Annotated in this window: 23 protein-coding genes, 1 tRNA gene and 1 pseudogene; 12 read left to right on the top strand and 13 right to left on the bottom strand. The window is 66.3% G+C overall.

All coding sequences use genetic code 11. The features are described 5' to 3' along the window. The 9 genes and pseudogenes from EV657_RS06910 to cas2e form a co-directional block, all read left to right on the top strand. Positions 1 to 89 (top strand): annotated as a pseudogene (locus EV657_RS06910) (IS5/IS1182 family transposase); the annotation flags it as partial. A 20-nt stretch (positions 90 to 109) separates the two neighbouring features. Further along, the gene (gene cas3, locus EV657_RS06905) at positions 110 to 2,647 is read left to right on the top strand and encodes a CRISPR-associated helicase Cas3' (protein WP_134077472.1); all 2,538 of its coding nucleotides are present in this window, start codon (positions 110 to 112) and stop codon (positions 2,645 to 2,647) included. Continuing rightward, a complete protein-coding gene (locus tag EV657_RS06900; RefSeq protein ID WP_208323236.1) occupies positions 2,637 to 4,142 on the top strand; it encodes a hypothetical protein in 1,506 nt (501 codons plus the stop codon). Before cas3 ends, EV657_RS06900 begins: the two co-directional genes overlap by 11 nt. Beyond that, positions 4,135 to 4,626 carry a type I-E CRISPR-associated protein Cse2/CasB gene (gene casB, locus EV657_RS06895; RefSeq protein WP_134077471.1) on the top strand — a complete coding sequence of 164 codons (492 nt, stop codon included), beginning with the start codon at positions 4,135 to 4,137 and terminating at the stop codon, positions 4,624 to 4,626. The genes EV657_RS06900 and casB overlap by 8 nt, the downstream gene beginning before the upstream one ends. Then, a complete protein-coding gene (cas7e, locus tag EV657_RS06890; RefSeq protein ID WP_134077470.1) occupies positions 4,619 to 5,755 on the top strand; it encodes a type I-E CRISPR-associated protein Cas7/Cse4/CasC in 1,137 nt (378 codons plus the stop codon). Before casB ends, cas7e begins: the two co-directional genes overlap by 8 nt. Beyond that, complete coding sequence (gene cas5e, locus EV657_RS06885; RefSeq protein WP_134077469.1) at positions 5,752 to 6,441, top strand: type I-E CRISPR-associated protein Cas5/CasD; 690 nt, start codon at positions 5,752 to 5,754, stop codon at positions 6,439 to 6,441. Before cas7e ends, cas5e begins: the two co-directional genes overlap by 4 nt. Beyond that, positions 6,438 to 7,187, top strand: coding sequence for a type I-E CRISPR-associated protein Cas6/Cse3/CasE (gene cas6e, locus EV657_RS06880; RefSeq protein WP_166673661.1), 750 nt, complete (start codon positions 6,438 to 6,440; stop codon positions 7,185 to 7,187). The genes cas5e and cas6e overlap by 4 nt, the downstream gene beginning before the upstream one ends. After that, positions 7,181 to 8,059 carry a type I-E CRISPR-associated endonuclease Cas1e gene (gene cas1e, locus EV657_RS06875; RefSeq protein WP_134077468.1) on the top strand — a complete coding sequence of 293 codons (879 nt, stop codon included), beginning with the start codon at positions 7,181 to 7,183 and terminating at the stop codon, positions 8,057 to 8,059. Before cas6e ends, cas1e begins: the two co-directional genes overlap by 7 nt. Further along, positions 8,059 to 8,352, top strand: a complete 294-nt coding sequence (gene cas2e, locus EV657_RS06870; protein ID WP_075784848.1) for a type I-E CRISPR-associated endoribonuclease Cas2e — start codon at positions 8,059 to 8,061, stop codon at positions 8,350 to 8,352. Before cas1e ends, cas2e begins: the two co-directional genes overlap by 1 nt. 155 nt (positions 8,353 to 8,507) lie before the next feature. Here cas2e and EV657_RS22685 read toward each other — a convergent pair whose 3' ends face one another. Together EV657_RS22685 and EV657_RS06865 are read right to left on the bottom strand one after the other, a co-directional pair. Beyond that, positions 8,508 to 8,798, bottom strand: a complete 291-nt coding sequence (locus tag EV657_RS22685) for a UvrD-helicase domain-containing protein (RefSeq protein ID WP_425057249.1) — start codon at positions 8,796 to 8,798, stop codon at positions 8,508 to 8,510. Between the two features lie 3 nt (positions 8,799 to 8,801). Then, a complete protein-coding gene (locus EV657_RS06865) occupies positions 8,802 to 9,239 on the bottom strand; it encodes a hypothetical protein (RefSeq protein ID WP_134077467.1) in 438 nt (145 codons plus the stop codon). A gap of 366 nt (positions 9,240 to 9,605) precedes the next feature. Here EV657_RS06865 and EV657_RS06860 point away from each other — a divergent pair, with 366 nt between their 5' ends. Next, positions 9,606 to 11,204, top strand: a complete 1,599-nt coding sequence (locus EV657_RS06860) for a tyrosinase family protein (protein ID WP_134077466.1) — start codon at positions 9,606 to 9,608, stop codon at positions 11,202 to 11,204. A 35-nt stretch (positions 11,205 to 11,239) separates the two neighbouring features. Then, the gene (locus EV657_RS06855) at positions 11,240 to 11,602 is read left to right on the top strand and encodes a hypothetical protein (RefSeq protein WP_134077465.1); all 363 of its coding nucleotides are present in this window, start codon (positions 11,240 to 11,242) and stop codon (positions 11,600 to 11,602) included. A gap of 114 nt (positions 11,603 to 11,716) precedes the next feature. Here the strand turns inward: EV657_RS06855 and EV657_RS06850 are convergent, their stop codons facing one another. The 11 genes from EV657_RS06850 to EV657_RS06800 form a co-directional block, all read right to left on the bottom strand. Further along, positions 11,717 to 12,997, bottom strand: coding sequence for a glycosyltransferase family 2 protein (locus EV657_RS06850; RefSeq protein ID WP_134077464.1), 1,281 nt, complete (start codon positions 12,995 to 12,997; stop codon positions 11,717 to 11,719). A 114-nt stretch (positions 12,998 to 13,111) separates the two neighbouring features. Next, positions 13,112 to 13,798, bottom strand: a complete 687-nt coding sequence (locus EV657_RS06845) for a formyltransferase family protein (RefSeq protein ID WP_134077463.1) — start codon at positions 13,796 to 13,798, stop codon at positions 13,112 to 13,114. A 2-nt stretch (positions 13,799 to 13,800) separates the two neighbouring features. Continuing rightward, a complete protein-coding gene (locus tag EV657_RS06840; protein ID WP_208323235.1) occupies positions 13,801 to 14,454 on the bottom strand; it encodes a cephalosporin hydroxylase family protein in 654 nt (217 codons plus the stop codon). A gap of 567 nt (positions 14,455 to 15,021) precedes the next feature. Then, complete coding sequence (locus EV657_RS06835; protein WP_134077461.1) at positions 15,022 to 15,537, bottom strand: IS3 family transposase; 516 nt, start codon at positions 15,535 to 15,537, stop codon at positions 15,022 to 15,024. 168 nt (positions 15,538 to 15,705) lie between these two features. Then, positions 15,706 to 17,106: a heme anaerobic degradation radical SAM methyltransferase ChuW/HutW gene (gene hutW, locus EV657_RS06830; RefSeq protein ID WP_134077460.1), complete on the bottom strand. Its 1,401-nt coding sequence runs from the start codon at positions 17,104 to 17,106 to the stop codon at positions 15,706 to 15,708. A gap of 211 nt (positions 17,107 to 17,317) precedes the next feature. Continuing rightward, on the bottom strand, positions 17,318 to 19,039 hold the full coding sequence (locus EV657_RS06825) for an OFA family MFS transporter (RefSeq protein WP_113670897.1): 1,722 nt from the start codon (positions 19,037 to 19,039) through the stop codon (positions 17,318 to 17,320). A gap of 248 nt (positions 19,040 to 19,287) precedes the next feature. Next, positions 19,288 to 21,240, bottom strand: a complete 1,953-nt coding sequence (locus EV657_RS06820; RefSeq protein ID WP_113670896.1) for a sensor histidine kinase — start codon at positions 21,238 to 21,240, stop codon at positions 19,288 to 19,290. Positions 21,241 to 21,243: 3 nt separating this feature from the next. Then, positions 21,244 to 22,596, bottom strand: a complete 1,353-nt coding sequence (locus EV657_RS06815; protein WP_134077459.1) for a sigma-54-dependent transcriptional regulator — start codon at positions 22,594 to 22,596, stop codon at positions 21,244 to 21,246. A 69-nt stretch (positions 22,597 to 22,665) separates the two neighbouring features. Beyond that, complete coding sequence (locus EV657_RS06810) at positions 22,666 to 22,992, bottom strand: hypothetical protein (RefSeq protein WP_134077458.1); 327 nt, start codon at positions 22,990 to 22,992, stop codon at positions 22,666 to 22,668. Between the two features lie 289 nt (positions 22,993 to 23,281). Further along, positions 23,282 to 23,355: transfer RNA gene (locus EV657_RS06805), tRNA-Gly, on the bottom strand. 115 nt (positions 23,356 to 23,470) lie between these two features. Continuing rightward, positions 23,471 to 23,683 (bottom strand): DUF1127 domain-containing protein, encoded by a 213-nt coding sequence (locus EV657_RS06800; RefSeq protein WP_113670895.1) that lies wholly within the window; start codon positions 23,681 to 23,683, stop codon positions 23,471 to 23,473. A gap of 280 nt (positions 23,684 to 23,963) precedes the next feature. Here EV657_RS06800 and EV657_RS06795 point away from each other — a divergent pair, with 280 nt between their 5' ends. Further along, positions 23,964 to 24,722, top strand: a complete 759-nt coding sequence (locus EV657_RS06795; protein WP_134077457.1) for an SDR family NAD(P)-dependent oxidoreductase — start codon at positions 23,964 to 23,966, stop codon at positions 24,720 to 24,722. Positions 24,723 to 24,878: the final 156 nt, after the last annotated feature.

The raw sequence follows: 24,878 nt of genomic DNA, 5'->3' as shown, positions 1-24,878 counted from the left end.
CGACCCGCTACGACAAGACCGCTGAGAGCTTCCTCGGCTTCATTGACATCACGTCGATCCGTCTCTGGGTCCGCCATTTGTCAACATGACCTAGGTTTGGTGTTCGGAGATGCTTGCGGAAATTTCGGCAGACGCTTGGGGAAAGTTCGACAGAGCAACAGGTGAATTTCATCATCTGGCCCATCATTCAGCCGATGTCGCCGCAGTTTTCTTGAGCCTGATTGAACAACCAAAATTCCGGGCACGGGCGAATGCCGCACACGGGCAGGCCCTGACCGAAGAACAAGTGCGCTGCATTGCGGCGTTGGTCTTCCTTCATGACATCGGCAAGCTGGCGCCGGGATTTCAGGCAAAGGGATGGCCGGTGGGGGCCGGGTACGACATTGCCCCGCAAGGTCATCTGGAGTGCGGCTGGTATTGGCTCACGCAGGGATCGCCGGAATCTCTCTGTGGCGCTGCCGCACAGATACTGCACTGGCCAAGCGCGCCGGGCCTAACAGACTGGTTTTTCGCGCTTTTCGCTCATCATGGGCGACCGGTGCCTGAGCCCAGTCCTGGAAAAGCCGCAGCGGCGTTCCCTCCGGGGCGGATTGCAGGCTACGATTGGCGGGCTCAAGAGACCGTCATGGGCCGCGCGCTTCTGGATTGGTTTCCCGAGATCGGACGTTCATCGGCGCCGAGCCCCAAACCGGCACTTTTGCATTTCTTCTGCGGCCTTCTCACGTTGGCGGACTGGATTGGATCTGACCGAAAAGCGTTCCCATTTGAAGGCAGCTTCCGTTCAGACTATTGGGAAACCGCGCGCGATCGCGCCAACGAGCGGGTGGCCGATATTGGGCTTGCCGAGGGCAGCTTGCACCTGCGCGCCGCTCCCGGCTGGGCTTTGATTTCGGACTACCCATCGCCGCGCCCTGCGCAAGAGGCCGTCGGAGACTTGCCCGTCAACGAGCGCCTCGTCTTGCTGGAGGCAGAGACAGGATCGGGTAAGACCGAGGCCGCGCTTTGGCGCTTTGCCACTCTGGTGGCCGCCGGAGAGGTCGACGCGCTTTACTTCGCCGTGCCGACGCGGGCAGCGGCGCGGCAACTGCAGCGAAGGGTAAATGCGGCGCTCCAACGCATGTTCGACCCCACCCCCGAGGCCATTCTGGCGGTTCCGGGGCAGCTTCTGTCGGGCGAGGCCGCAGGCAGGCCCCTGCCCGGTTTCGCAGTGCTTTGGGACGACACCACAGCCCGGCCCGCGCGTTGGGCGGCCGAACATGCTGCGCGATTCCTCGCAGCGCAAGTGGCCGTGGGGACGGTCGATCAGGTGGCCCTCGGGGGCTTGCGGGCGAAATATGCGCATCTGCGCGGCAGCGCGCTGTCCCGGGCGCTTGTGGTGATCGACGAAGTACATGCGTCGGATGCCTACATGACCGAGGTGCAGCTTGCGATGGTGCGCAGCCATCTTGCGCTGGGCGGTCACGCGATGCTGATGTCCGCAACGCTTGGGGCGGCCGCGCGGCGCAAGTGGTTGAACGAGGCGGTGGCCGACCTTGCCACCGATATCGCGCGGCCCTACCCGGCGATCTGGACCACCCGCGGTCCGCAGCCAGTCGCCCCGGACAACGACGCCGACAAGGCGGTGCATATCGAGGTGCATCGTGGCTGGTCGGGCGACGCCGCTGCGGTCCTGGCTCTCGAAGCCGCGAACCGGGGGGCGCGGGTTCTGGTGATCCGCAATACGGTGATGCGCGCCCAGGAGACCTTTGCAGCTTGCAATGCCGCTCGCCCTGACCTGCTGCTGGCCGTCGACGGGCAACCGACCCTCCATCACAGCCGCTTCGCGGTCGAGGATCGCGCGCTGCTGGACATCGCGGTCGAAGAGGCCATCGGCAAGGACAGCCCTCAGCGCGGGCGTATCGTGATCGGCACGCAGACGCTGGAACAGTCGCTCGACCTTTGTGCCGACCTGCTGATCACCGACCTTTGCCCGATGGACGTGCTGCTGCAGCGCATCGGGCGGCTGCACCGGCATCGTCGGCTCAGGCCATCGGGTTTTGAAGCGGCGCGCGCCGTTGTGATGTGCCCGCCTGACGGGCTCGATCCGCTGACCCGCACCGCGGAAAACGGTTTGGGGGCATATGCGGACGGGCCCAGCCTGTCGGGGATCTATGTCGATGTTCCGGGCCTTGCCGCAACTTTGGCCGAAATCGAGGCGCGCCCGGTATGGCAGATCCCGACGATGAACCGCGCCCTGGTCGAGGCGGCCACGCACCCCGATGCGCTCGACCGCGTTGCCACGGCGCAGGGCTGGCAGTCTTATCGCCAGCGCGTGTCCGGCAGGGCGCTTGCGGAAATGAGTGCCGCCGGTCTGGTGCTGCTGGACCGGACTGCGCAGCTGCCCCGGAGCTTTCCCGATGACGAGAGGATCCGGACGCGGCTGGGCGAGGACGGCGTCATTCTGACTCTGCCCGAGGGCACGCGGGGGGCCTTCGGCCAGCCAATCACCCGGCTGGCGCTGCCGGCCCACTGGTCGCGCGGGCTGACCGGCGAGGAAGAGGTGCAGGTCGATCCGGGGCCACCAATGAGGATGACCGTTTCTGACAGGGCGATGAGTTACGGATCTTATGGGCTCATGCAGGACCAGGGGGACCGTCATGGCGCATGACCTTTTGCGCGACCCGCTGATCCGGACAGACCGGGCGTGGCACAGCCTGCCGGGCCTGATGGCGGCGATGGAGCGGGGCGAGGTGGCGGGCTTTCCGGCGCTGCGCCCGCACCAGCGCCCCGCGTGGCACATGTTTCTGGTACAACTCGCAGTGCTTGCGCTCGATGCATCGGATGAGCGCGCGTTACCGGATACCGAGGACAGGTGGCGTGCAGCATTTCGGGCGCTGACGCCCGAATTCGCCGATGACGCTCCGTGGCATCTGGTCGGCAGGGACCGAAGTTGCCCCGCCTTTCTGCAGCCGCCCGATCCCGGCGGGCTGAAATGGTCCTTCGTCGCGACGCCCGATGCGCTCGACATGCTGATCACCTCGCGCAACCACGACCTGAAGCGCGAAATCGCCTTTGAGGCGGCGCCACAGGACTGGCTGTTCGCGCTGGTCAGCCTGCAGACGATGGAGGGGTTTGGCGGGGCCGGAAACTACGGCATTGCCCGGATGAACGGTGGGTCGTCGTCGCGTGCCATGCTGACCCTGGCCCCGGCCAGGGCAGGGTCGGCCGAGATCGACCCGTCTGCCTGGTGGGCCCGCGATGTGCGCCGCCTGCGAGCCGGGCGCGAGGGGCTTGTCGGCAAGGCCTTGCTTTGGCTCGACCCCTGGCCCGATGGCCGCTCGCTGGATCTTCACGCGCTCGACCCGCTGTTCATCGAGGTCTGTCGCCGCATCCGGCTGACCCTTCACGACGGACGAATGGCGGCAGAGCGCAGCACCTCGAAGGGACCAAGGGTCGCCGCGAAGGAGGCCCGCGGAAATACCGGCGATCCCTGGGCGCCGATCCATCTGACCGAGAGCAAGAGCCTGACCCTGGGCGAGCGCGACTGGACCCACGAGCTGCTGGTCGAACTGATTTATGGCGGGGAGTGGCAGGTTCCGGTGCTCGCCCGGCCGGACCCGCAGGAAGAAGCCGCGCCCATGTTGCTGGTGGCCGAGGCCGTCTCGCGGGGCAATTCCAAGACCGACGGGTTCCGCTCGCGCATCGTGCCGGTGCCCAAGGCAATGGTCGGTCACATGCTCGGCGCGCGTCCGCGCGACCTGGCCGAGGGAATCCTCGAGGATATCGCCGCCGTGGACCAGGCGCTGCGCAATGGCCTGGCACTGGCCGCCGCCGAAGGCGATCGCGACAAGGTGGGCAAGGCCCACTACGCCCGCACGCGACCCGCGCGCGAGGCGCTGCGGCGCGAGGCGGACCGGACGTTCTTTGCCGAACTCTGGACGCGGATGGCAGAGACCACCGATGCCGGGATCGGCGGCGCCAGGTTGCGCTATCTGGAAAGCCTGGCCAGGCAGGCCCGCGTCGAATTCGCGGCGGCGCTTCCGGCCATTCCCTGCGCAAGCCTCATGCGGCCACGGGCCGAGGTGCGGGCAAGGCGCGCCTTGGAGACAGGGCTGTTCCGGGCGATGAGGAAATTCCATGCGGCGGAGGAGATGAATGCCTGAACCGAGCGACGATCTGGCGCGATGCGCGGTGGCCATCGCCGCCGCATTGGCCGCAGCCGATTCCGGCGAAAGGGCCGCGGCCCGGCGGATGGACGAAGGCGGCGCGCCGGTTTTCTGGCGGCAGGTGGCACGGTTGAAGCTGCCCCGCTGGCAGGAAACCGGCTGGCTGCGCTTTACACGGATGGTGGCGATCCTGACGCCAGCCAGCGCGCGGCAGACCGTCCATGACAGCAACCAGTCTCTCGGCGCCGTGCTGGCGGCTGCAGGGGTCAGCGAGCATCGCCTGGCCCGACTGCTGGCCGCACGCGGGGCCGCGCGAGATGCGGCGCTGGAACGCGCGATCCGCATGGTCGCGTCCGCGGGCCCGAAACTGAACGTGGTCGACTTGGCCCGCCTGGTCTTCGGGTGCGACCGCAACCGACTGGCTAGGACCTATTATGAACGTCTCGACCATGCCCCGAGCGAAAAGAGTGAAGATGCCTGATCCCCGTTTCCTGCAAATCCATTTCCTTGCCCCCTATACGGCCGCGCTGCTGAACCGTGACGACGCCGGGCTGGCGAAACGATTGCCCTATGGCGGGCACCTGCGCACCCGCGTGAGTTCGCAATGCCTGAAACGGCACTGGCGACTGGCGGATGACCCGCATGGCCTCGATCGGATCGACGGCGCTGAGCCGGCTTACCGGTCACGCGAAATCATCGGTCACAAGGTTCTTTACCCTTGGGCCGAGGGGCTGGAAGAGGCGGTGCTTGAACCGATCCGCGAGGCCATGCTGACCGCGGTCTATGGCGACAAGGGCACCGACAAGAAATCCCGCCAGACGCTGCTGCTCGGAGAGGTCGAGGTCTCCTACCTGACCGCAGAGGCAAAGCGGCTGGTGGAGGACGCAGCTGGCGACGTGCAGAAGGCCAAGGAGATCGCGAATGACTGGGGCAAGGCCCACAAGGCGAATTTCAAGGCCATGAGTGAAAACGCCCGCCTGCCCGCTGGCCTGACGGGCGCTCTGTTCGGGCGGATGGTCACCTCCGACCCCAAGGCCAATATCGAAGCGCCCGTCCATGTCGCGCATGCCTTCACGGTGCATGCCGAAGAGGCCGAAAGCGACTATTTCATCGCCGCCGACGATCTGGCCCGCGAAGAGGACACGGGCGCGGATACGATCCAGGAAACCGAACTCACTTCGGGCCTTTTCTACGGTTACGTGGTGGTGGATATCCCCGGTCTTCTGTCCAACCTGGGCGGCGATGCGCGCCTCGCCGGTGCGGCGCTGCACAATCTTGTCTATCTGATCGCCGAGGTCTCGCCGGGCGCCAAGCTGGGCTCGACCGCTCCCTATTCCCGCGCGTCCTTTCTGATGCTTGAGGCCGGCGACCGCCAGCCCCGGTCCCTCGCCGAGGCCTTCCGCAGCCCCTGCGCCGCAGAAACAGGGCAGGCAGTGGCGGCGCTTTCGAACCACCTCGCCGCGCTCGATGCAGCCTATGCGACTGGCGAGACCCGTCGTATCATGTCGCTGGCCAATGCAGATGTTCCGGAAGCAGAACGCGGGACGCTGGCCGATCTGGCCAGTTTCGCGCAAGGTCTGCCGGCACGGATCGCGGATCGGACCGCATGATATATCGCTGGATGCACCTGCGCCTGACGGGGCCGCTTCTGGCCTTTGGCGGGATCGCGATCGACCATGTCGGCCCCTCACGCGATTTCCCCTCGGCCTCGATGCTGACGGGGCTTTTTGCCAATGCCCTCGGCTGGCGGCGGGAAGAAACCGAAAGACACCAGGCTTTACAGGACCGTCTGGTTTTCGGCGCGCTGATCGCCCGGCAGGGCCGGGTCCTGACCGACAGCCAGAACGTTCAACTAAAGGCCAACGACCGAGGCTGGACGACCCGGGGGCGGCCCGACGAGCGCGCAGGCGGCACCTATGACAGCCCGCACCGCCGGCGCCGGGACTATCTGGCCGATCACGATTGCCGGATAGTGTTGCGCCTGACACCTGAAGACGAGCCGGATATAGGGACGCTGGCCCGCGCACTGGATCAGCCCGCGCGGCCGCTCTTCATCGGGCGGAGGCCCTGTCTTCCATCGGTGCGCCTGTTTCAGGGGTGGCTGAACGCCCCGACGCCCCGTGCCGCAATCGGCGCCCTTGGACTTTCGGGCCGCGCCCTGTGGCCCGCGACCGACGCCGAAGATGAAGACGAGGGCTCGATCCTCGACCTGGCCGATCTGCGTAACTGGCGCTCTGGCCTGCACGGGGGCAGCCGGCGCGTGATCGAAGGCGAGATCCCGGGAGGCGTCGAATGAGCCTCCACCTTGTCGAACTCCCGATGCAGTTGCGAAGCCTGCATCTGTGGGCCGGACAGCGGGGGCTTTCCGACGTTTCTGACGAGGGCATGGCCTTGCACCATGTGCTGGGCGAGGCATTCGGACCGGCCATGTTGCAACCCTTTCGCCTGATGGTCGCGCCGCGCTCCCGGGTGGGGACCCTTTATGCCTATTCCCGGCGCGACGCCGACGAGCTGCGCGATACCGGCAAAGGCAGCCTGACCCCCGGCCTGGCAGAAGTGGTCCAGCTTGATCGCCTGCGATCCCTTCCACGGGCGGCCGAAAGCTGGACCGCTGGCCAAAGACTTGGGTTCGATTTGCGGATAAGGCCGGTCATCCGGCTTGCCTCTGCACGCGATGGACGGACCGAGAGCGGTGCGAAGGTCCGTTTCCGCAAGGGGGCCGAGATAGACGCCTTTCTGGCCGCGGCACTGCTGGATGACGGTTCGACGCGAGAGGCCGTCTATCTGAACTGGCTGGCCGAACGTCTGGCCCCGACAGCCGAGCTCGACCACGAGACGAGCCGTCTTGCGTCTTTCCGCAGGAGCATCGTCCAGCGCAACGGCCGGCGGATCGAAGGACCCGACGCCACCCTTCATGGCACCCTGACCATCACCGACCCCGATGCCTTTACCGGGCTTCTGGCCAGAGGGGTCGGACGTCATCGTGCCTATGGATTCGGCATGCTGTTGCTGCGCCCGCCACAGCGAAGGCGCATATGCTGAAGGGGCGGCTGGGGCTGGACAGCGCCAAGGTGCCCCATGCCGACCGGGCTGGCTGTCTTTACCTGGCGCGCGGCGCATTGACCGCACGCGACGGAACGCTGGCCTTTCTGCAAGGACCGCAGACCGAGGCCGATGCGCTTTCCGAGGGGGACTACGCCATTCCCCTGCAGGGCGTGTCAATTATCCTGCTCGGCCCGGGATCAACGGTCAGCCACGACGCGCTGCGCCTTCTGGCCCATGCCCGCACGGCGCTGGCGGCGGTCGGCGAGGACGGCGTTCGTCTTTACACCGCCCCGCCGATGATCCCTGACCGTTCCGGCCTTGCGCGGCTTCAGGCCCGGATCTGGGCCGATGACGATCTCCGCCTGATGACGGCACGGCGAATGTACGCGATGCGCCTTGGCGAGGTGTTGCCGCATGCCGACCTGGATGTCCTGGGCGGCATCGAGGGCGCACGAATGAAAGAGACTTACGCGCTGCAAGCCCAGAGGATCGGCATTTCCTGGCGGGGGCGCCGATATGACCGGGCCAATCCCATGGCATCCGATCTGCCCAACCAGGCGTTGAACCATGCCGCAAGTGCCGTCGAGGCTGCTGCAGCCATCGCCGTTTGCGCGACCGCCACGATTCCTCAGCTTGGCTTCATCCACGAGGATCCCGGGCAGAGCTTCGTCCTAGATGTGGCCGACCTGTACCGCGACAGCGTCACCGTGCCCTGCGCCTTCAAGGCCGCCAGACAAGTGTCCGAGCGTCCTTCCGAAAACATCGAACGCGTGACCCGTCGCATGACCGGTACTGCGCTCAGACGGGATGGTATCATCCCGGACATGATCGAAAGGATTAAGGCGTTGATCGAAGGGCGCGGGGCCTGATGCCGCTGACCATGATCGTGACCCGTGACGTCGAGATGCGCTACCGCGGGTTCCTGACGTCGGTAATGCTGGAAATCGCTCCCGGTGTCTATGTCTCGCCGGACATGTCGGCGGGTGTCCGGCAGAGGGTCTGGTCCGTAATGAAGGACTGGTGGTCGCAGCTGCGGCGCGGTTCTCTCGTACTGGTATGGCGGGATCCGGCCTCGGTCGGCAATTTGCGCATAGAGACCCTCGGCGAACCGCCCAAGACAATCGTGGATGCCGACGGCTTATTGCTCGTAAAACGAAAGTGAATGACGGTCCACTCATCCGTATGCTCTTTGACATTGCTGGTATTTCAACATATTGAGCCCAAGAGGTTCCCCCGCACCCGCGGGGATAGACCCCCAGTTGACGGTCACCGCCGTCAGGTTGAACAGGTTCCCCCGCACCCGCGGGGATAGACCCGCTAGGAAGATTGTCGCCGATCTTCGCCACCTGGTTCCCCCGCACCCGCGGGGATAGACCCCCCAGATAGGTTTCGCCGCCAGGCAGCCGGTAGGTTCCCCCGCACCCGCGGGGATAGACCCCAGTGGGTGCGCCGCTCGATCTTGAAATGGCCGAGGCGGGCGGGATCGGCGCCGATAAGCTCGGAAATGCGTTGCTCGGGGTCAGCCAGCGCGTTCAAGGTGCAACGCTCGCCAAGCGCCTTTACGACGCGCCACTGACCCGGGCGCGTATCTTGGAATTCATCGAAGATGATTCAGGGCCAGGTGATGGCAGTGAGCGCTCGGAGTTTGGCGGACCCCTCGGCGGGGTATTCTTCCGAGCCGAGATGGGTTTCCCGGGGCGTCACCGAGCCCGCGCAAGGGACCCAGAGGCCGCCGTAGTCCGAGAAATCCACCGGCCTGGTCGACACCGGCGTCAGATTTCCATCGGCATCCTGCGCCAATTCGCTGACATACATCGCGCGGGGCCGCGATTCGAGATGGGTGACCGAAAAGATCTTGTCGCCGATATGCAGTAGCGAGATGGAATCGGCGTCGACCGAGACATGGTCCGAACCGTCTTCGGATTTCACCACTTTTCCGGCGCGATCGGTGAGCGCGGCAAAAACCGTGCCGCCGATCAGATCGCTTGACCGGGCCAGCGTGGTGTAGCCGACAGAGCAATCCTCGCCGTCGATGGTGACAGGTGACACCGTTGCCGGAGTCCCGGACCGTTCTCGGATTGATCGGAGGCTGGATCGAGGGCTGCATCGAAAACCACCACCATTCAGGGTTGAAAATGCGGCCGCCGCGCGGGTTCATTGCAGGCCTGACCGCAACCGCCCGAATGTCCGGTGAAACGGAGGCAAGACCACGCCGGTGCGACCGAAGCCAGGAAAATTATCCGACACAACACGTCAACTGTGGTATTAATGCGGACACATTTCCTGGCCTGCCGCTTCAGACGGCAGGATGCTCCGGACCGTGACGGTTTTCGGCCAATCTTGACAAGTTCCTCCGGCGACATCCCGCAGGCGCGGCCGGACAGCAACCATTGATTGCCATCGGGAGCATGTCAGATGACCGAAGCGATTTCCACGAACCGCCGCACCCTGCTGAAAGGCGGGGCGGCTCTTCTTGCCGTGCCTTTCCTTGCCCGAAGCGCCGCCGGGCAGGCCAGCCATGTGCGCGTCAGCATGACCAGCGAAGAGGGCGTCGCCCATCTCCAGACCTACCGCAAGGCCGTTGCCGCGATGTGGGCGCTCGATCCTTCGGACCCCCATAACTGGTTCCGCTATGCGATGATCCACCTGATGGACTGCCCGCATGGCAACTGGTGGTTCTTCGTCTGGCACCGCCCCTATGTCGCCCATCTGGAACGGATCGTCCGGATCTACGGCGAGGACGAAGCCTTTGCCATGCCCTACTGGGACTGGACCGCCGATCCCTTCGTCGCGGACACGTTCTTCGCCAGCAGCACCTATCCCGACAACGCCCTCGATCCCTCGAGCAGCCATTACCCGGACTGGGACAGCTTCGAGAGCGCCTATCACGACCCGATCGAGGCGTTTTGGACCGGCCTCAGCGACGCGCAGAAGCAACAGGAGACCCTGCGGGGCTTTCCCGATTTCGACAGCTTCTGGACCACGGGCGTGCAGCCCAACTTCAACGCCAATCCCGCCGACGGGCGCTCGAAGACGGCCGCCGCCCCGGATCTGACCCCACCCGCCTCGGATGCGGTCATGCTGTCGGTCATCGAGGCCGGTCTCAGGCCCGAGCTCTTCACGACCGTGGTCGGAACCGGGCAGGCCCGCACCGGGTTCAACAGTCCCGAAAGCCAGAACCACCACCAGGGCGTGGGGGCCGCCATCCTCGAGGGGCAGCCGCACAACAAGGTCCATAACGATCTGGGCAGCGCCGCGGGCGGGTGGATGCCATCGCTTCTGTCCTCGGTCGATCCGATCTTCTTCATGCATCACTGCAATGTCGACCGGCTCTGGGACGTCTGGACGAAGAAGGAACGGACTGCGGGCCGGACCGCCTTGCCCACCGCAGAGGAGGCCCCGCGCTTCGATCCGGAACCCTTCCTCTTCTACATCGGCGATGCCGGGCAGCCCGCTCCCAGTACCGCCGGCGCCTCGATGGACATCGCGCCCTGGGGCTATGCCTACACGCCGGGCTCGGGGTCCGCGTCCGCCGCGGGGCTGCAGTCGCGGCGCGGCACTGCTCCCAATGCAATCGCCCGGGCAGACGAAGCCTTCGGCCTGAACGAAGGCGCCACGGCCAGTCTTTCGCTGCCCGAAGCCGCTGCAACCGCCGGACCGGACGAAACGCGGCAGGTTGCCCAGGTCACCTTCACGCCCCCGAGGATGCTGAAGGGGCTGAGCTTCGATGTCTTCGTGTCTCCCGGCGGAGAGACACCAGAGCTGTCCGAGGACAGTCCCGGTTTCGCCGGCTCGTTCGAGTTCTTCGGCATGCTGAAGGGCCATGGCCACGACTTCACGGCGGTCATCGACGTGACCGATGCGGTGGCACGCCTGCGCGAGGCCGGAAAGCTACAGGCTGACGGCTCGATCGATGTGACGCTGGCGGCTTCGGGAACGGGGATGGAAGACCAGACACTCGAAGCCGCGCCATTGCAGGGGGTCCTCAAATCGGTCGTCTTCGAAAGCTTCTGACCCGGTTCCTCCGCACTCGGGCCGGACCGGCGGCGGTGGTCCTGTTCTGGACCGCCGCCCCGGCCCTTCAGGCAGAGGACGGCGGACCCGGCACGGGCCGGGCGGCGATCGAGGTCGCCCCGGGCGCCGCTGCGCTGGTCCTTGCCGTGCGCACGGGTCCCTTGCCACCCGGCGCCGAACTGGTGCTCGAAACGCCCGAAGGACAGCGCATCGGCTCGGTATCTCCTTTCGGCGCCACCGCTGCCATGTCTTCGCCTGTGCAGATCCACCTCGTTCCGGTCCCCGCGGGAACGCTTCCGGAGGGCCGGACCGAAATCCGCGCCAGGCTGATCCTTCACGGCTCCGAGCGGGCCGCCACCGCCCGTGAGTTCCTTGGCGCGGCGATCATCGACAATTAGGCAGCCGGTCCCCGTCCGTGCCGTTCCGAGCGGGAGACTTGTCTTCAGAACTTTGAAGAACAAGGATTCCTTCAGCGGCCAGACAAGGCGGTCCAGACCGACATCTGGCAGAACCTATCTCAGCATCCACCGCGCCCGGGCGTGTTGGCCCAACACGTTCCGCACGCGACCCAAGGCACCGGGCGGGCGGGCGTCGGTGCGGCCGAGCCGCACCAGGCCGTCGAGCGTGTCGGCCGCCGCCGCCGCATCGGCCGTCATCCGCCCGCCCTCGAAATGCAGCGTGGTCGACACCCGGCGCAGCGCCGGGCCGTCGGGCGGCGCAGGCGCGGGCGCGGGCGACGGAGCGACGGGGACGGCGCTTTCGGACGCGGGGTCGTCCAGGTGGAAGTCCGGACCCAGCAGTACGCGGGCCAGCGCCTCGCATGTGCTGCGCGTCGGCTCGGCGAAACGGCCGATATCGGCGGCGATGCGGGCCGACCAGGCGGCGGCGTCGATCTTGAGCGGATACCCCTGAAGCTCGGCCGCGCATTGCAGGCAGTCGAGCGTCATCATGGTCAGCGAGGGGCAACTCACCGGCAGCCGACACTGATAGGGGTCGGTGCCCGTCTCGGCGATGAACCTGGCAAATTCGGTGCCTTCCGCCGACGCGCCCGAGACCGCCAGTTTCTGGCCCGCGGCCCCATTCGAGCGCGGCGAGGACCCGCCGAGCGTGATCGGAAGGTTGATCCGCAGGATCGGCCGGTCGGTCACCATCAGCGCCTGCAGCGAGGTGAACACGTCGGGCGAGGACCCGCGGAAATACGGGCCGCCCGAGGCCGCCTCGGCCCGCGCAATCAGACGGCGCGAGATGCAGCCGTGATAGATCATCCCGCCGTCGTGGTAGCTGCGAAACCTCGCCCGGGCAAAGCCGTCCAGAACCGCCGCGGGATCGAGCCGCTTCAGCCGACCGTCCAGCGCCTGCGGCCGCACCCGAAGCGTCCCCGCCGCCCCCGTCCGCGGGTCGGGCCAAAGATAGGTCATCACCCGCCATTTCACGATATCGGGGTCGTGGCGCGCGATCAGATCGGCCAGCAGCCGCAGGCCGTTGGGCAACACGGCGTCGTCATCGCCGATGAACAGCACATGGTCCCCGGTGGTGTGCGACAGCGCAAACTGGAAATTCTCGCGCATCGACAGCCGCCGGTCGGTGCGCAGGGCGACGATGCGCGGATCGTCGAAGCCTGCGATCACTGCGGGCGTGTCATCGGAGCTGGCATTGTCGGAGACGACGATCTCGACGGGGGCATCGGCCGCATCGGCTGCAACGAGCGCCGAGCGGATGGCGGCGTCGAGGTAGTGTGCACGCTCCCGCGTCGGAATGACGAGACTGATGACAGGGCGAGGCTCGGGGATCATGCAGGGCTCCCTGGCAGAAGATCGCGCCGCCGCGGCGGCGGAGAACTGACCCCTGTCGTAGTCACAGGGATGCGAAGAGGCAAGTTCGTGAGGCGGGGGATGATCGGCCTCTTGTCACTCGGACAAAGTGAAACGTTTGCCGTGCAGTTCGACGAACGGGCCGTAACGGCCGAAGCTGGTGGCTCGTATGCGACGCGCGACTTCCTCTTCCGTCATCTCTGGATCCAGCCGCTTGAGGGCCTCAAGGTCGCGCAAGCGATAGGTTTTGGGCGCCCAGTGCCGCGCCTTGTTGTCAAGACGCGCGCGGTCGACCCAATCCATGCCGTCGCGGGCAATCGCCGCAGTGACCCTCAGGAAGGTCAGAAGATGATGGCGATAGGTCAGTTTCAGGAGATCCGCGACGGTCCGGGCCTCGCGGCAGGAGAAATCCGAAACGTCCAGAATGGGGCCCGCATCGACATCCGTGGTTATCAGATGGACCGTGATCGCCGAGCTTTCGTCGCCATTATAAAGGGCCCAGTTCACGCCCCCCGAGCCCGGATAGGCGGGCGAGGAAGTGTGAAAGTTGATGGCAGCCTTTCCGAGCCCCTCAAGCGTCGCGGCGCGGAAGATCGTCTTGGATTTGAAGCAGAACAACCAGTCCGTTTCGAGAACGCCGGGGTCGGGCGAGGTCGGGGGAACCTCGTTGGTTGACAGGACCGGAATGACGGTCTCGAACAGGGTTTCCAGATGCGTCAGGGCGATCTCGGAATAGGCGTCGTCACGTAGCCCGAAGAACGCAACGCTGTCTGCCCGACGCATGGTCAGGCAGCCTTCCGCCGCAGATAGCCGCGGGGTGACGACGACAGGATCAGCTTGCCGTTCAGGACCGGGTCGACTTCGAAATCGGGGTTCTCGGCCATATAGGCCAGGGCCGCCGCGGCCGGATCATTGCCGGGCTCGAGCCGACGGGATCTGTTGCGCGCCTTCGACGCCTCTGGCAGGTGCGCGACGATCGTATCCGCGACGACAAGGTAACATCCCTCGGTCACCAGCGGGCCATAGGCGCGACATTCGGCCAGCACGTGGTCGCGGCTGTGGTCACTGTCGAGAACGACCATGACCCTGGCCCCATCGGGGATCTCGGCGCGGACGCGGGCAACGGTCTCGGCATCGGCGGAGCCGCCCTCGATCAGGGTCACGCGTTTCGACATCGGATGGGTTTCGATCGTATCGCGGTTATGAGCGCGAATGTCTATGTCGACCCCGATCACCTTGCCGGCGCCCATCAGGTCCAGCAGCGACGCCATGAACAGAACCGATCCGCCACGCGCCACCCCGGTTTCGATGATGACATCCGGTTTCGAGGACCAGATCACCTCTTGCGTCGCCATGATGTCCGTTGGCGTCTGAATGATCGGGGCGCCCATCCAGCTCCAGAGATAGCTGAAATCGTACTCGTTCAGGGCTTCGAACATGGCCGACGACCTGTCATGGAGCGCCTCGTCTCTGCCGAGGGCCAACGACTGCCGCCGCTTAATTTCTTCGAACTCCGCGCGATCGTCTCGTTGTGACATGTTCAGCTTTCCGATACATCAACCAACCCGGCTCTTACACGCCTTGCCGCCGCGAAGAAAGCCGTCTGACGGCCGATTTTCCGCGTGATCGAGCACTGCGGCGCCTTGGCTGACATGCCGACGCTGCGGCGTGTCGCGTCCGGCGCTTCGAAAGTGGGGGCGGCGCTTCCAGGCCGGGGGGAGCCGGGCCAATCGGCCGCAGCCTGTGGTTGCCCCGGTCACCGGCCAGAACGGTTGGCAAAGCCGAGGAAGAGTGCATCATTTCGCTCGGGCGAAACCGGAAGATAGGGGGCAAAGGCGGCGGTAATCCTCCCCGTGGTTAGGGGGACGCGAACGTGGAATTTTCTCGGCAGGATGGTCCATGAAGGCGGACCGGGACGCCTCATTGGTTATGGATGCGCTGATGATGGCGGTCCGGTGACCTGCCACTGAACGTTCATCCAGCTGGGACTTGAGCTTGGTTGATGTTTACGCCGATTGGCGCAGGTTGAGCGATCGCCCGACGCGCGGAGGTTTCATCTCGGGCAACCCGAAGCGCAGCGCCAGATCATCGAGGAAGCGCGCCACCCTGGCGCCCGGGATCGACACGTCCACGATCTGGCCAGGACAGAACCGGCTGGGATCATCGACAATATTGAGCACGCGGAACCGTCGGCAATCGGCCAGCTGGTCGCCAACGAAATCCATCGACCACCGCTGCATCGGCCGTTCCGGCACCTGCGGGGCAACCCGGTCGCGGCGGGGCAGCCTCCTTCGCTTCCGCGTTCTCACTTGCAGACCCTGGTCGGTGTAAAGCCGGTAGGTCCGCTTGTGGTTCACTACCAGGCCCTCGCGCCGCAGCATGGCGTGCAGCCGCGGATAGCCGTATCGGCGGTTCTCCGACGCCAGCGCCTTCATGCGCTTGACCACCGCCGCGCCGTCCTTCGGCACAGGTCGGTATTGCTGGACCGACCGTGCCGGGCCGACGAACCGTTTCCGCTTCATGGGTCTTCCTCCTTCGTCCAGTCAAAGGTGGAAAATTCCAGTTCGCAATGGCCCGGTTTCCGGGGGGAAGGTCAGGTTCGCCTCTGTTGGGACAGGGGCCGACCCATGGCCATGACTTTGGATTGTTCCGGGCGGTGACGGTCGCAGTGGCGTCCGCTCTTGGGCAGGTCAGGCTGTCACCCGCCTGTGGGCTTCGTTTTCGGCCTCGCTCAGGCGGAGATCGGTCCAGGCGATCAGGCGGGCCGTCATCGCGACTTGCCAGAACCGCCCGGCCAACGTCAGTGCGACCGACATGGAATGCCCCGTCAGCAACCCGGCGCGCTGCCATTGCGCCAGCAGCGGCGCGGCAAGCGGTTCGAAACCGCCGCCGACCCCGCAACTCGCCAGGGCCCGGTCCACGGGGGCGAACACGAGCCGCCCCCGTTCCATGCCAGCCTTGATGGCCGCATGGGCCGGGCCAAGCGGGGATGGCCGTATCAGTCCCGCGACCAGCCCCGCGCCGCCGTTCGCGGCCCGCTCGCGATATGTGTCGAGATCGGGCACGATCCGAAAGCCGTGGCCTTGCAGATTGCCGCCCGCGCCCGCGCCGAAGGCCAGGCAGTGCGCCCCCGCCTTGACCTCGAAATTATAAAGACTGCGTTCGCGCGTGCCCTGCCGCCAATGGGTCGTCGAAATCGCCTCCCAGCCCGCGCGGTCCATTTCGGCGGCGCCGTCGGCATAGAAATGGCCGAGTTCCCCGGGTGCGGCGACGGCAAGCTTGCCCTTGTCCTGAGCCATCATCAGCGGGGTGCCCGGGATCGACTTCAGCGAATAGAGATCGAGCCCGTCGAGCCCCAGCGCCGCGGCCAGACGCACATCCTCCTGGAAGGTGGCCCGGTCCTGGCCAGGCAGCCCGTAGATCAGGTCGATCACCACGGCCCCCCGGTCCAGCCGCATCAGCCCCTCGAGAAAACGCACGGTCTCGGCCCGGGTCGATTTGCGGCCCATGCGGCGACGCACGCCGTCATCGAAGGTCTGAACGCCAAGCGAGATGCGGTTCACGCCTGCGTCGAAGGCCGCGCGCGCCTTTTCAAGCCCGAAGCTGACGATCCGGCCTTCCAGAGTGATCTCGCAATCGGGCGCCAGCGGCAGATGGCGGTGCACCCCCTCGACCAGCCGCGCGATGTCGCGCGCGGCCAGCGCCGTCGGGGTGCCTCCGCCCAGATAGACCGCCCGCAGCGGGTGGCCCTGCTGCGCCGCGGTCCGGGCGCCCGCCTCAAGCTGCGCCAGCACCGCGTCCACATAGGGCGCGCCCAGCTCGCGCCGCCAGGGGTTCTGGTAGAAACCGCAGAAGAGGCAGCGGTTTTCGCAGAAGGGCACATGCACATAGGCGACTGAAGGTCCGGTGCGGGGCGCCGCTGTCAGCCCGTGCCAAAGACCGGCCACCTCCTCGGGGGGTACGGCCATTCCGCCGCCATGGGCATGCGCGCCCATCCGGCCGGAAAACGCATCGGCCAGCGGGTCGGTCGAGATCCGGGCAAAGAAGGCGTCTGCGTCGCGGCGCTCTGCCGCCGGTCTGTGAACGTTCATCTGCACCTCTGATGGGCAATGAGCGCAGGGGACCGGGCGGACGGCTTGGGCCTGACGGATAAGGGCGCGGCCGGACGTGAGGCCAGCCAATTCCTGACGGTTATTATCAGAAAGCAGCGCCTGTGGAAAGACCCACGTCCAGATCCGGTCGCAGGTTCCGGCAGCGGCGCGCGCGCCCCGGCCCGCCCGCAGGCGGACCGGGGCGTTCCGCTTATTCGACCGGGATCGCCCTCAGTTCCGGTTCGTCGTGATGGTGATGTTCGCGCACCGGCCGCATGAAGAGATTGGCGAAGAAGGCCACGACCAGAAGCGCCGCCATGCAATACATCGTCGTGTTGTAAAGCGAGGGCGTCGGATCGATGGTGCCTGCCGGCGCGATTTCCATCAGCCCCGCGATGGTCACGGTCTTGGCCGCCACCAGTTGATCGAGTTGCGCAAGCGGCGCCCCGAACTTCTGGGCAAAGGCCGCCGGATCGACCCGGCCGGCCAGATCCTGGATGGCGTTGGTCACCGACATCTGCCTCAGCGAGGTGATGGCCAGCGGCCCCAGCACGCCCGCGGTGGACCAGGCCGTCAGCAGCCGACCGTGGATGCCGCCCACATGCATGGTGCCGAACATGTCGGCCAGATAGGCGGGGATGGTGGCAAAGCCGCCGCCATACATCGAGAAGATGATCATCGTCGCGGCATAGAAGCCGATCAGATAGATCATCGCCGGGTTGGTCGCCACGGCCGATGCGAAATAGGGGATCGACAGGTACAGCGCGGTGCCCAGCACGAAGAAGCACATGTAGGTCGCCTTGCGCCCGATATGGTCCGAGGCCGAGGCCCAGAAGAACCGCCCCAGCATGTTGAAGACCGAGATCATCAGCACATAGGTCGAGGCGAAGGCGGCGGTGACGACCAGCGGCATCACCGAGCCGAAGATCTCCGACATCATCGTCTTGGCGACGCCGATCACGCCGATTCCCGCCGTCACGTTGAAGCAGAGCATGACCCACATCTGCCAGAATTGCGGGGTCTTCAGGGCCTGGTCGATATGCACGTTGTTCTGGGACACCATGCCCGAGGCCACCGGTTTCGGCGACCAGCCGGCCGGTTTCCAGTCCTCGGCCGGGACGCGGTACTGGAAGGCGGCGAAGATCATCACGACCAGATAGACGATGCCCAGCGTCAGGAAGGTCTGCGCGGCCCCCGTAGCCCCGGTACCGACCACGTAAAGGCCTGCCTCGCCCCCGAATTCGGCGGCCTGCTTGGCCGAGGCCGCGACCACCTCGACCTTGCCGGCGGCGGTTTCGGCGAAGATCCGGCCGCCCTCGACGACGGTCGCCACCGCGTCCTGCGGCCCCAGATAGTCTGGCGCCCGCTTGAACAGGTCGAGCAGCCAGCCCTTGACCGGGGCCGCGATCATCGCGCCGCCGCCAAAGCCCATGATCGCCATGCCGGTCGCCATGCCGCGCCGGTCGGGGAACCAGCGGATCAGGGTCGAGACCGGCGAGACATAGCCCAGCCCCAGCCCGCAGCCGCCAAGCACGCCATAGCCGAGATAGACCAGCCAGAGCTGGTGCGCCGAGATCCCGAACGAGCCGATGATGAACCCGCCGCCCCAGAGGATCGCGGCGACGACGCCGACCATGCGCGGGCCGACCTCTTCGAGCCATTTGCCTGCGAAGGCGGCCGCAAGGCCCAGAAAGACGATGGCGACCGAGAAGATCCAGACCACGGACCCAAGCGTCCAGTCATCGGCCCCCGAGGTCACGACGCCCAGTTCGCGGGTCAGCGGCGGGTTGAAGACCGACCAGGCATAGACCGAGCCGATGCAAAGATGGATCGCGATGGATGCCGGCGGGACGCGCCAGCGGTTGAAACCGGGTTCGGCCACGATATGGCTCTTGTGCAAGAAGCCAAGCGCGCCGCCTGAGGCGTTGCTCATGATGTTCCTCCCTTGATTGGCGCCGCGGGCGGTCTCCTCCAGGCCACCCCGGCAGCATGCTGTCGCATGCCATCAGCAAAAAGCCAGCCAGGGGCTTGTGCTGTCAACTGAATTTCTTATTTATAACAAGGCGATGTCGGAATTTTTGTCGCTTTCGCAGGGGGCGCATCCCCTGCGGTTGGACATTTTGTCCCGAGGTTGCCCGATCGCACCCGAAAACTGCGTCATCCTGTCCGGACCCGGACCGGTCACGTTTTCTGGGCGGAGGGCAGGAAAACCCGGAACCGGCTTCCCTGCCCGGGGATCGACGCGGCGGTGATCCGGCCGCCGGCCCGACTCACGATCTGCTGGCTGATCGACAGGCCAAGCCCGGTGCCCTGCGCCTGTTTCGTCGTGAAGAACGGATCGAAGATCCGGGGCAGGACCTCGGGGGCGATACCGGTCCCGCTGTCTTCTACCGTCACCTCGACCCCGTCCTTGCAGTCATTTGCGACCACCCTCAGGCTGCCGCCATCGGGCATGGCATGGACCGCGTTCAGGATGAGGTTCACGATGACCTGCTGCAATTCGGTGCGGGACACCGCGACGGTTCCCGTGCCCTCGGCCCTGACCTCGCACACGATCCCGGCTGCCTGAACCTGATGGCGGGTCAGCACCAGACAGTCCTTCACCACCTCGGCGGGTGCGATCAGATCGGCCGAACCGGAATAATCCTCGGGACGGGCGAATTGCAGCAGCTTCGAGACGATGACGCCGATCCGGTAGACCTGATCGTCGATCAGCGCGAATTCCTCGGCGACCTTGTCGGCCTCGGCGCCCAGTGTGCTGCGCGCAAGGTCCAGATTGCCCTGGATCACCGCGACCGGGTTGTTGATCTCATGCGCGACCGAGGCGGTGATCTCGCCCACCGCGGCCAGCTTCTCGGACATGATCAGCCGTTCGGTGGTCCGTTCGAGCCGCAGATTGGCGGCGCGCAGGTCGCGCGTGCGCTCCTCGACCCGGGTCTCGAGGCTTTCGGCCCAGCTGCGCAGTTCGCGGTCGCGCGCCTGCAGGCGGTCGAGCAAGCTGTCGAAATGGCGGGCGAGCTGGGCGATCTCGCCACCCGCTTCAGGCGGGTGGTTGCGCGCCGCCAGGTCTCCGGCCTCGACCTGCGCGATGGTGCGGGTCATGCCCTCGAGGGGCCGGAAGATGTGGCGTGCCCAGCGCAGGAAGACCGGGACCGACACCAGCGCGATCAGCACGAAGGCCGCGCCGAGTGCCAGGATCGAGGTGCGCTTGGCCTCGCGGAACGGGGTTTCGAGAAAGCCGACATAGAGCATTCCCACCCGGCGTCCGAAGCTGTCGAGGATCGGCTCGTAGGCCGAGATATACCACTCGTTGACGACAAAGGCGCGGTCGAGCCAGATCCGCCCCTCGTCCAGCACCTGCGCGCGCACCTCGGCCGAGACCCGCGTGCCAAGGGCGCGGACAGCCTCGAACAGACGCACATTGGTCGAGACGCGCACATCGTCGAGAAACAGCGTGGCGGTGCCCTGGCTGCCAGCGGGCAGACTCCGGTCGCGATAGACCAGCGCATTGATCGTGTCGATGAAATCGAGGTTCCGGTTCAGCAGCCGGCCCCCCACCAGCGCGACCCGCGTGCCATCGGGCAGCACCAGCGGCGCGGCCGAGTGGATGATCATCCCGCGCGTCTCGTCGGTGCGGTCCGTCGGAACCGCCGCGCGGGTCGTCACCAGGGCGATTTCCGCGCGCTCGGCCAGCCCGGTCGCGAGGGCCTCAAGCTGATCTGCGTCGAAAATGTCGATCGCGCTTTGCCGCTGGCCGTCGAGGGCTGCGGCAATCACCGGCCAGGCCCGTTCCCGGGGCCGCGGCGCGGCGATGCGCAGGAAGTCGAGCCCCAGCCGCTGGCGTTCGCCTTCCAGATAGACCGCCTGTCGCCCGGCCCCGATTGCCTCGCGCAGATCGACCGACCGGGCGACCGCGTCCACCCGCTCTCCCGACATCTCGATCAACCGGGCAAGGTACTGGTCGGCGATGGTCAGATCGCCGGTGACCTTGGTCACGAGCAGGTTGTCGATCTTGGCCGACCAGCGCCACATCGCGCCGCCCAGCATGACCGGCAGAAGCACCAGCATCGGCAAGAGCGCGATCACCAGCAGGCGGACCCTGACCGAACGGAGGATGCCGGGCAGGCGTGGCATCGGCTAAAGGCCCCAGGCCGCGCATTTCCGGTCGATGGTTTTGCGCGAGACCCCCAGGCGGCGCGCCGCCTCGGACCGGTTGCCGTCCAGCGCCTCGAGCGCCCGCAGGATCTCGCGCCGCTCGATGTCTTCCAGGGGCGTGATCTCGGTGCCGGTCTGCGGCGGCCCCAGGGTTTCGACCGGAAAGCGCCCGAAGATCAGCGCGCGTTCGATGAAATTCTGCAATTCCCGGATGTTGCCCGGCCAGTCGTGGCGCAGCATGGCCGACCGCACGGACGAGGTCATGTCAAGCCGGGGCAGGTTCAGCGCGGCCGACAGTTCGGACTGAAAAAGCTCGGCCAGCTCCAGAATGTCCGAGCTCCGCTCTTTCAGGGCGGGCATCCGGACTTCGACCACATTGATGCGGAACAGCAGATCCTCGCGGAACCGCCCCTCCTGCACTTCCTTTTGCAGCGGTTTGGTCGAGGCGATCACGAAGCGCAGCTGAAGCTGTATGTCGCGCTCGGTGCCGATGGGGCGGATGACGCCGTCTTCGAGAACCCGAAGCAGCGCTGTCTGGGCATTGGCGCCCAGTTCGCTGACATCGTCCAGAAAGACCGTGCCCCCCGAGGCCGAGGCCAGCAGCCCCTCGCGCCCCGACCGTGCGCCGGGAAAGGCGCCCGCGGCATGGCCGAACAGTTCGTATTCGATCATGTCGGCGGGGATCGCGCCGCACTGGATCGCCACGAAAGGGGCGCCGCTGCGGCCGGAATGGCAATGGATATGCCGCGCCGCGACCTCCTTGCCCGACCCGGATGCGCCCAGGATCAGCACCGGAGTCGAAAGCGGCGCGACGCGCTCGAGGATCTGGCGCACCTCGGCGATGGCGGGCGACTGGCCGATCAACTCGCGGCGGCGGGTCCCGGAGGCACCGGTTTCAAGCTCGCGGCGCAAAAGGAAATTCTCGCGTTTCAGCCTTGCCAGTTCCAGACAGCGGCCGACCGCGTTCAGGATCTGGTTCGACCGGAAAGGTTTCAGAAGAAAATTGGAAACCCCGGCGCGCATGGCCTCGATGGCGGTCTGCAGGTCGGCATAGGCGGTGATCATGATGGTATCGGTGAATCCGCCCCGGTCGCGCTGGGTCTGCAGCCAGTCGAGGCCCTTTCTGCCGGGCATCAGGTTGTCGAGGACCATCACGTCATACTGCCGGGCGGCCAGCAGCCGTTCGGCCGCCTCGGTGTCGGGCGCCTCGTCCACGGCGCGGCAAAGCGGGCGCAGCGTCTTGACCAGAAAGTGCCGCATCCCGGGTTCGTCATCGACGATCAGGATGCTGGCCGTGCTCAGGAGGCTTGCGGTTTCTTCCCGATTTTCTGACATCCGATCCGCTTTTCGAAACCCGTTTCATATGTGCCGATGCCCGTGCCGCCGACCGGCCAGCGGGATGCCTCAGCCAGAGCGGCGCCGCCGCGCCGGCAGCCCGTCCAGCCTTTCTTTCCCTGTATCGCCAAACCGGCCGATCTTGCCAGGGAGGGCCTCGGCCTTCGGGCTGTCAGCGTTGTCCAGAAACTGTTCGACCGTCTTGCCGAAACACCTGGCGATCTTCACGGCGGTTTCCGCTTCGGTGGGCTCGACTTTGGTGGGCGCGACGCCGCGCTGTTTGAGCTTTTTGAGAATGCCTTTCGAGACCCCGGTGGCCTCTGACCCCCTGGGAACCGTCACCCGATAGCGTGACAGGCGTCTGATGAATGCTTCGCGGAATAGTATCTGCTGCACGAGCCTCCCCTCTCGTGGCTGTCCATGGCCGAAACCTTGCCGACCCGATCCCGGGCGGTCAGTCTTTCTCCCTGAGCGAAAGGGCTAAAGGCGATAGGACACGGACGCAAGCGCCCAAGGAACCCGACGGCCGGTCGGCCTGCGGTGCCCCGGGTATCGCGGTGAGGTCGGGGAAGAGGCGAGGAGCTGGCGGGCCGCGAAGGCTGGACCCGGTTCGTGCCGCAAGCAGGCGCCGACAGCGCACGTCCGTCCCAGGCATGGCCCTGTTGCGTCAAGCGGGGGAATTGCCTGGAGCGGGTAGCGGGAATCGAACCCGCGCCAAGAGCTTGGAAGGCTCGTGTGATACCATTTCACCATACCCGCGAAAGGCCCGACAGAGGTATGTCAGGTCCTTCATCGGGTCAAGCGGCTTGTGGACCCGCGTCGCGCGGGGGGGGCTGGATCGGGGCGGGGTGGGCCACGCCGATCCAAACGCGCCTCAGGCGTTCCGGGCGGCCTCGGCGGCAATCGTGCGGATGTCGCAGCGGAAGATGCCCAGATCTTTCAGGTCGCGGTCGGACAGGGCCGAAAGCTCGCGAACGGTCTGGCGGCGGAGGCTGCTGCGGCGGCCGATCCGCAGAAGGGTCTCGGCGAGGGCCGAAAGGCGGAAGGAAAGGGCCGAATTCGGCGCGGCCCGGGTCAGGCTGGTCATGGGAATATCCTCTGTTCGTGCGCGCCCGACATCTATGGAAATTCCGCGCGCGCGCAATCGACGACCCGGAATTGCCGCCATGCAGCCCTTGCAACAGGCGCATCGGATCGCCGCGTCGTCGCTGCGGATCTGCCGCAATTCCTGTCATGTGCCCGGAAAATGCCCTGCTTTGACCCGCCGGACGCGGCCGGACCCGTTCCCCTATGCCGAATCGGCCGCTTGACGCAGGCGCATGCGCTTCGACAATGGCGGCCCAAGCGCAGGGGCAGGGAGGACAGACATGACCCGCGATTTCGCCATCTACCCCAGTCTCAGGGGGCGCCGGGTCTATGTGACCGGCGGCGCCTCGGGCATCGGCTCCGAGATCGTCGCGGCCTTCGCGGCGCAGGGCGCGCGGGTGGGATTTGTCGATCTGGACGGCGCGGCGGCCAGAGCGCTTTGCGACCGGTTGGGCGGCGAGGTTCATCACGAGACCTGCGATCTGCGCGACATCGCGGCGCTCAGGGACGCTTTCGCCGCGCTGAAGACCCGGATCGGTCCGGCCGAGGTGCTGGTCAACAATGCCGCCCGCGACGACCGTCACGACTGGGCCGGGGTCACGCCCGACTACTGGGACGAGCGCATGGCCACCAACCTGCGCCACATGTTCTTCGCGATCCAGGCCGTGGCCCCGGACATGATCGCGGCGGGCGGCGGGGCCATCGTCAACCTTGCCTCGAATTCCTGGATGGAGGCGGTGGGCGGCTTTCCCGCCTATGCCACCGCCAAGGCCGCGGTGCACGGGCTGACCCGGACCCTGGCGCGCGATCTCGGCCCGCACCGCATCCGGGTCAATACAGTGGTCCCCGGCTGGATCATGACCGAGCGGCAGAAGGCCCTTTGGGTCACGCCCGAGAAGCTGGAACAGCATCGCAGGCGGCAGTGCCTGCCCGACCTGATCGACCCGGTCTATGTGGCGCGGATGGTCGTGTTCCTGAGTTCGGACGATGCCGCCATGTGCAGCGCCAGCAATTACATGGTCGAGGCCGGGTCGATCTGACCGCCCGGCGCTGCCTATCCGGCGGGCAGTCGGCGCAGGGCTGCCCGGGAAACGAGCGGACTTCCCTTCGCCGGGCGCCCGTGCCACTCTCGGCCCGTTCAAAAACCCCGTCCGATGGCGCCGAATGCCGCCAGTGACGGGGATTCAGGTACAGGG

The organism is Rhodovulum visakhapatnamense, assembly GCF_004365965.1.
In the GTDB taxonomy this organism is placed as follows: Bacteria; Pseudomonadota; Alphaproteobacteria; order Rhodobacterales; family Rhodobacteraceae; genus Rhodovulum; species Rhodovulum visakhapatnamense.
The sequence above is the reverse complement of the archived record's forward strand: the minus strand, read 5'-3'. Positions and strand labels throughout refer to the sequence as shown.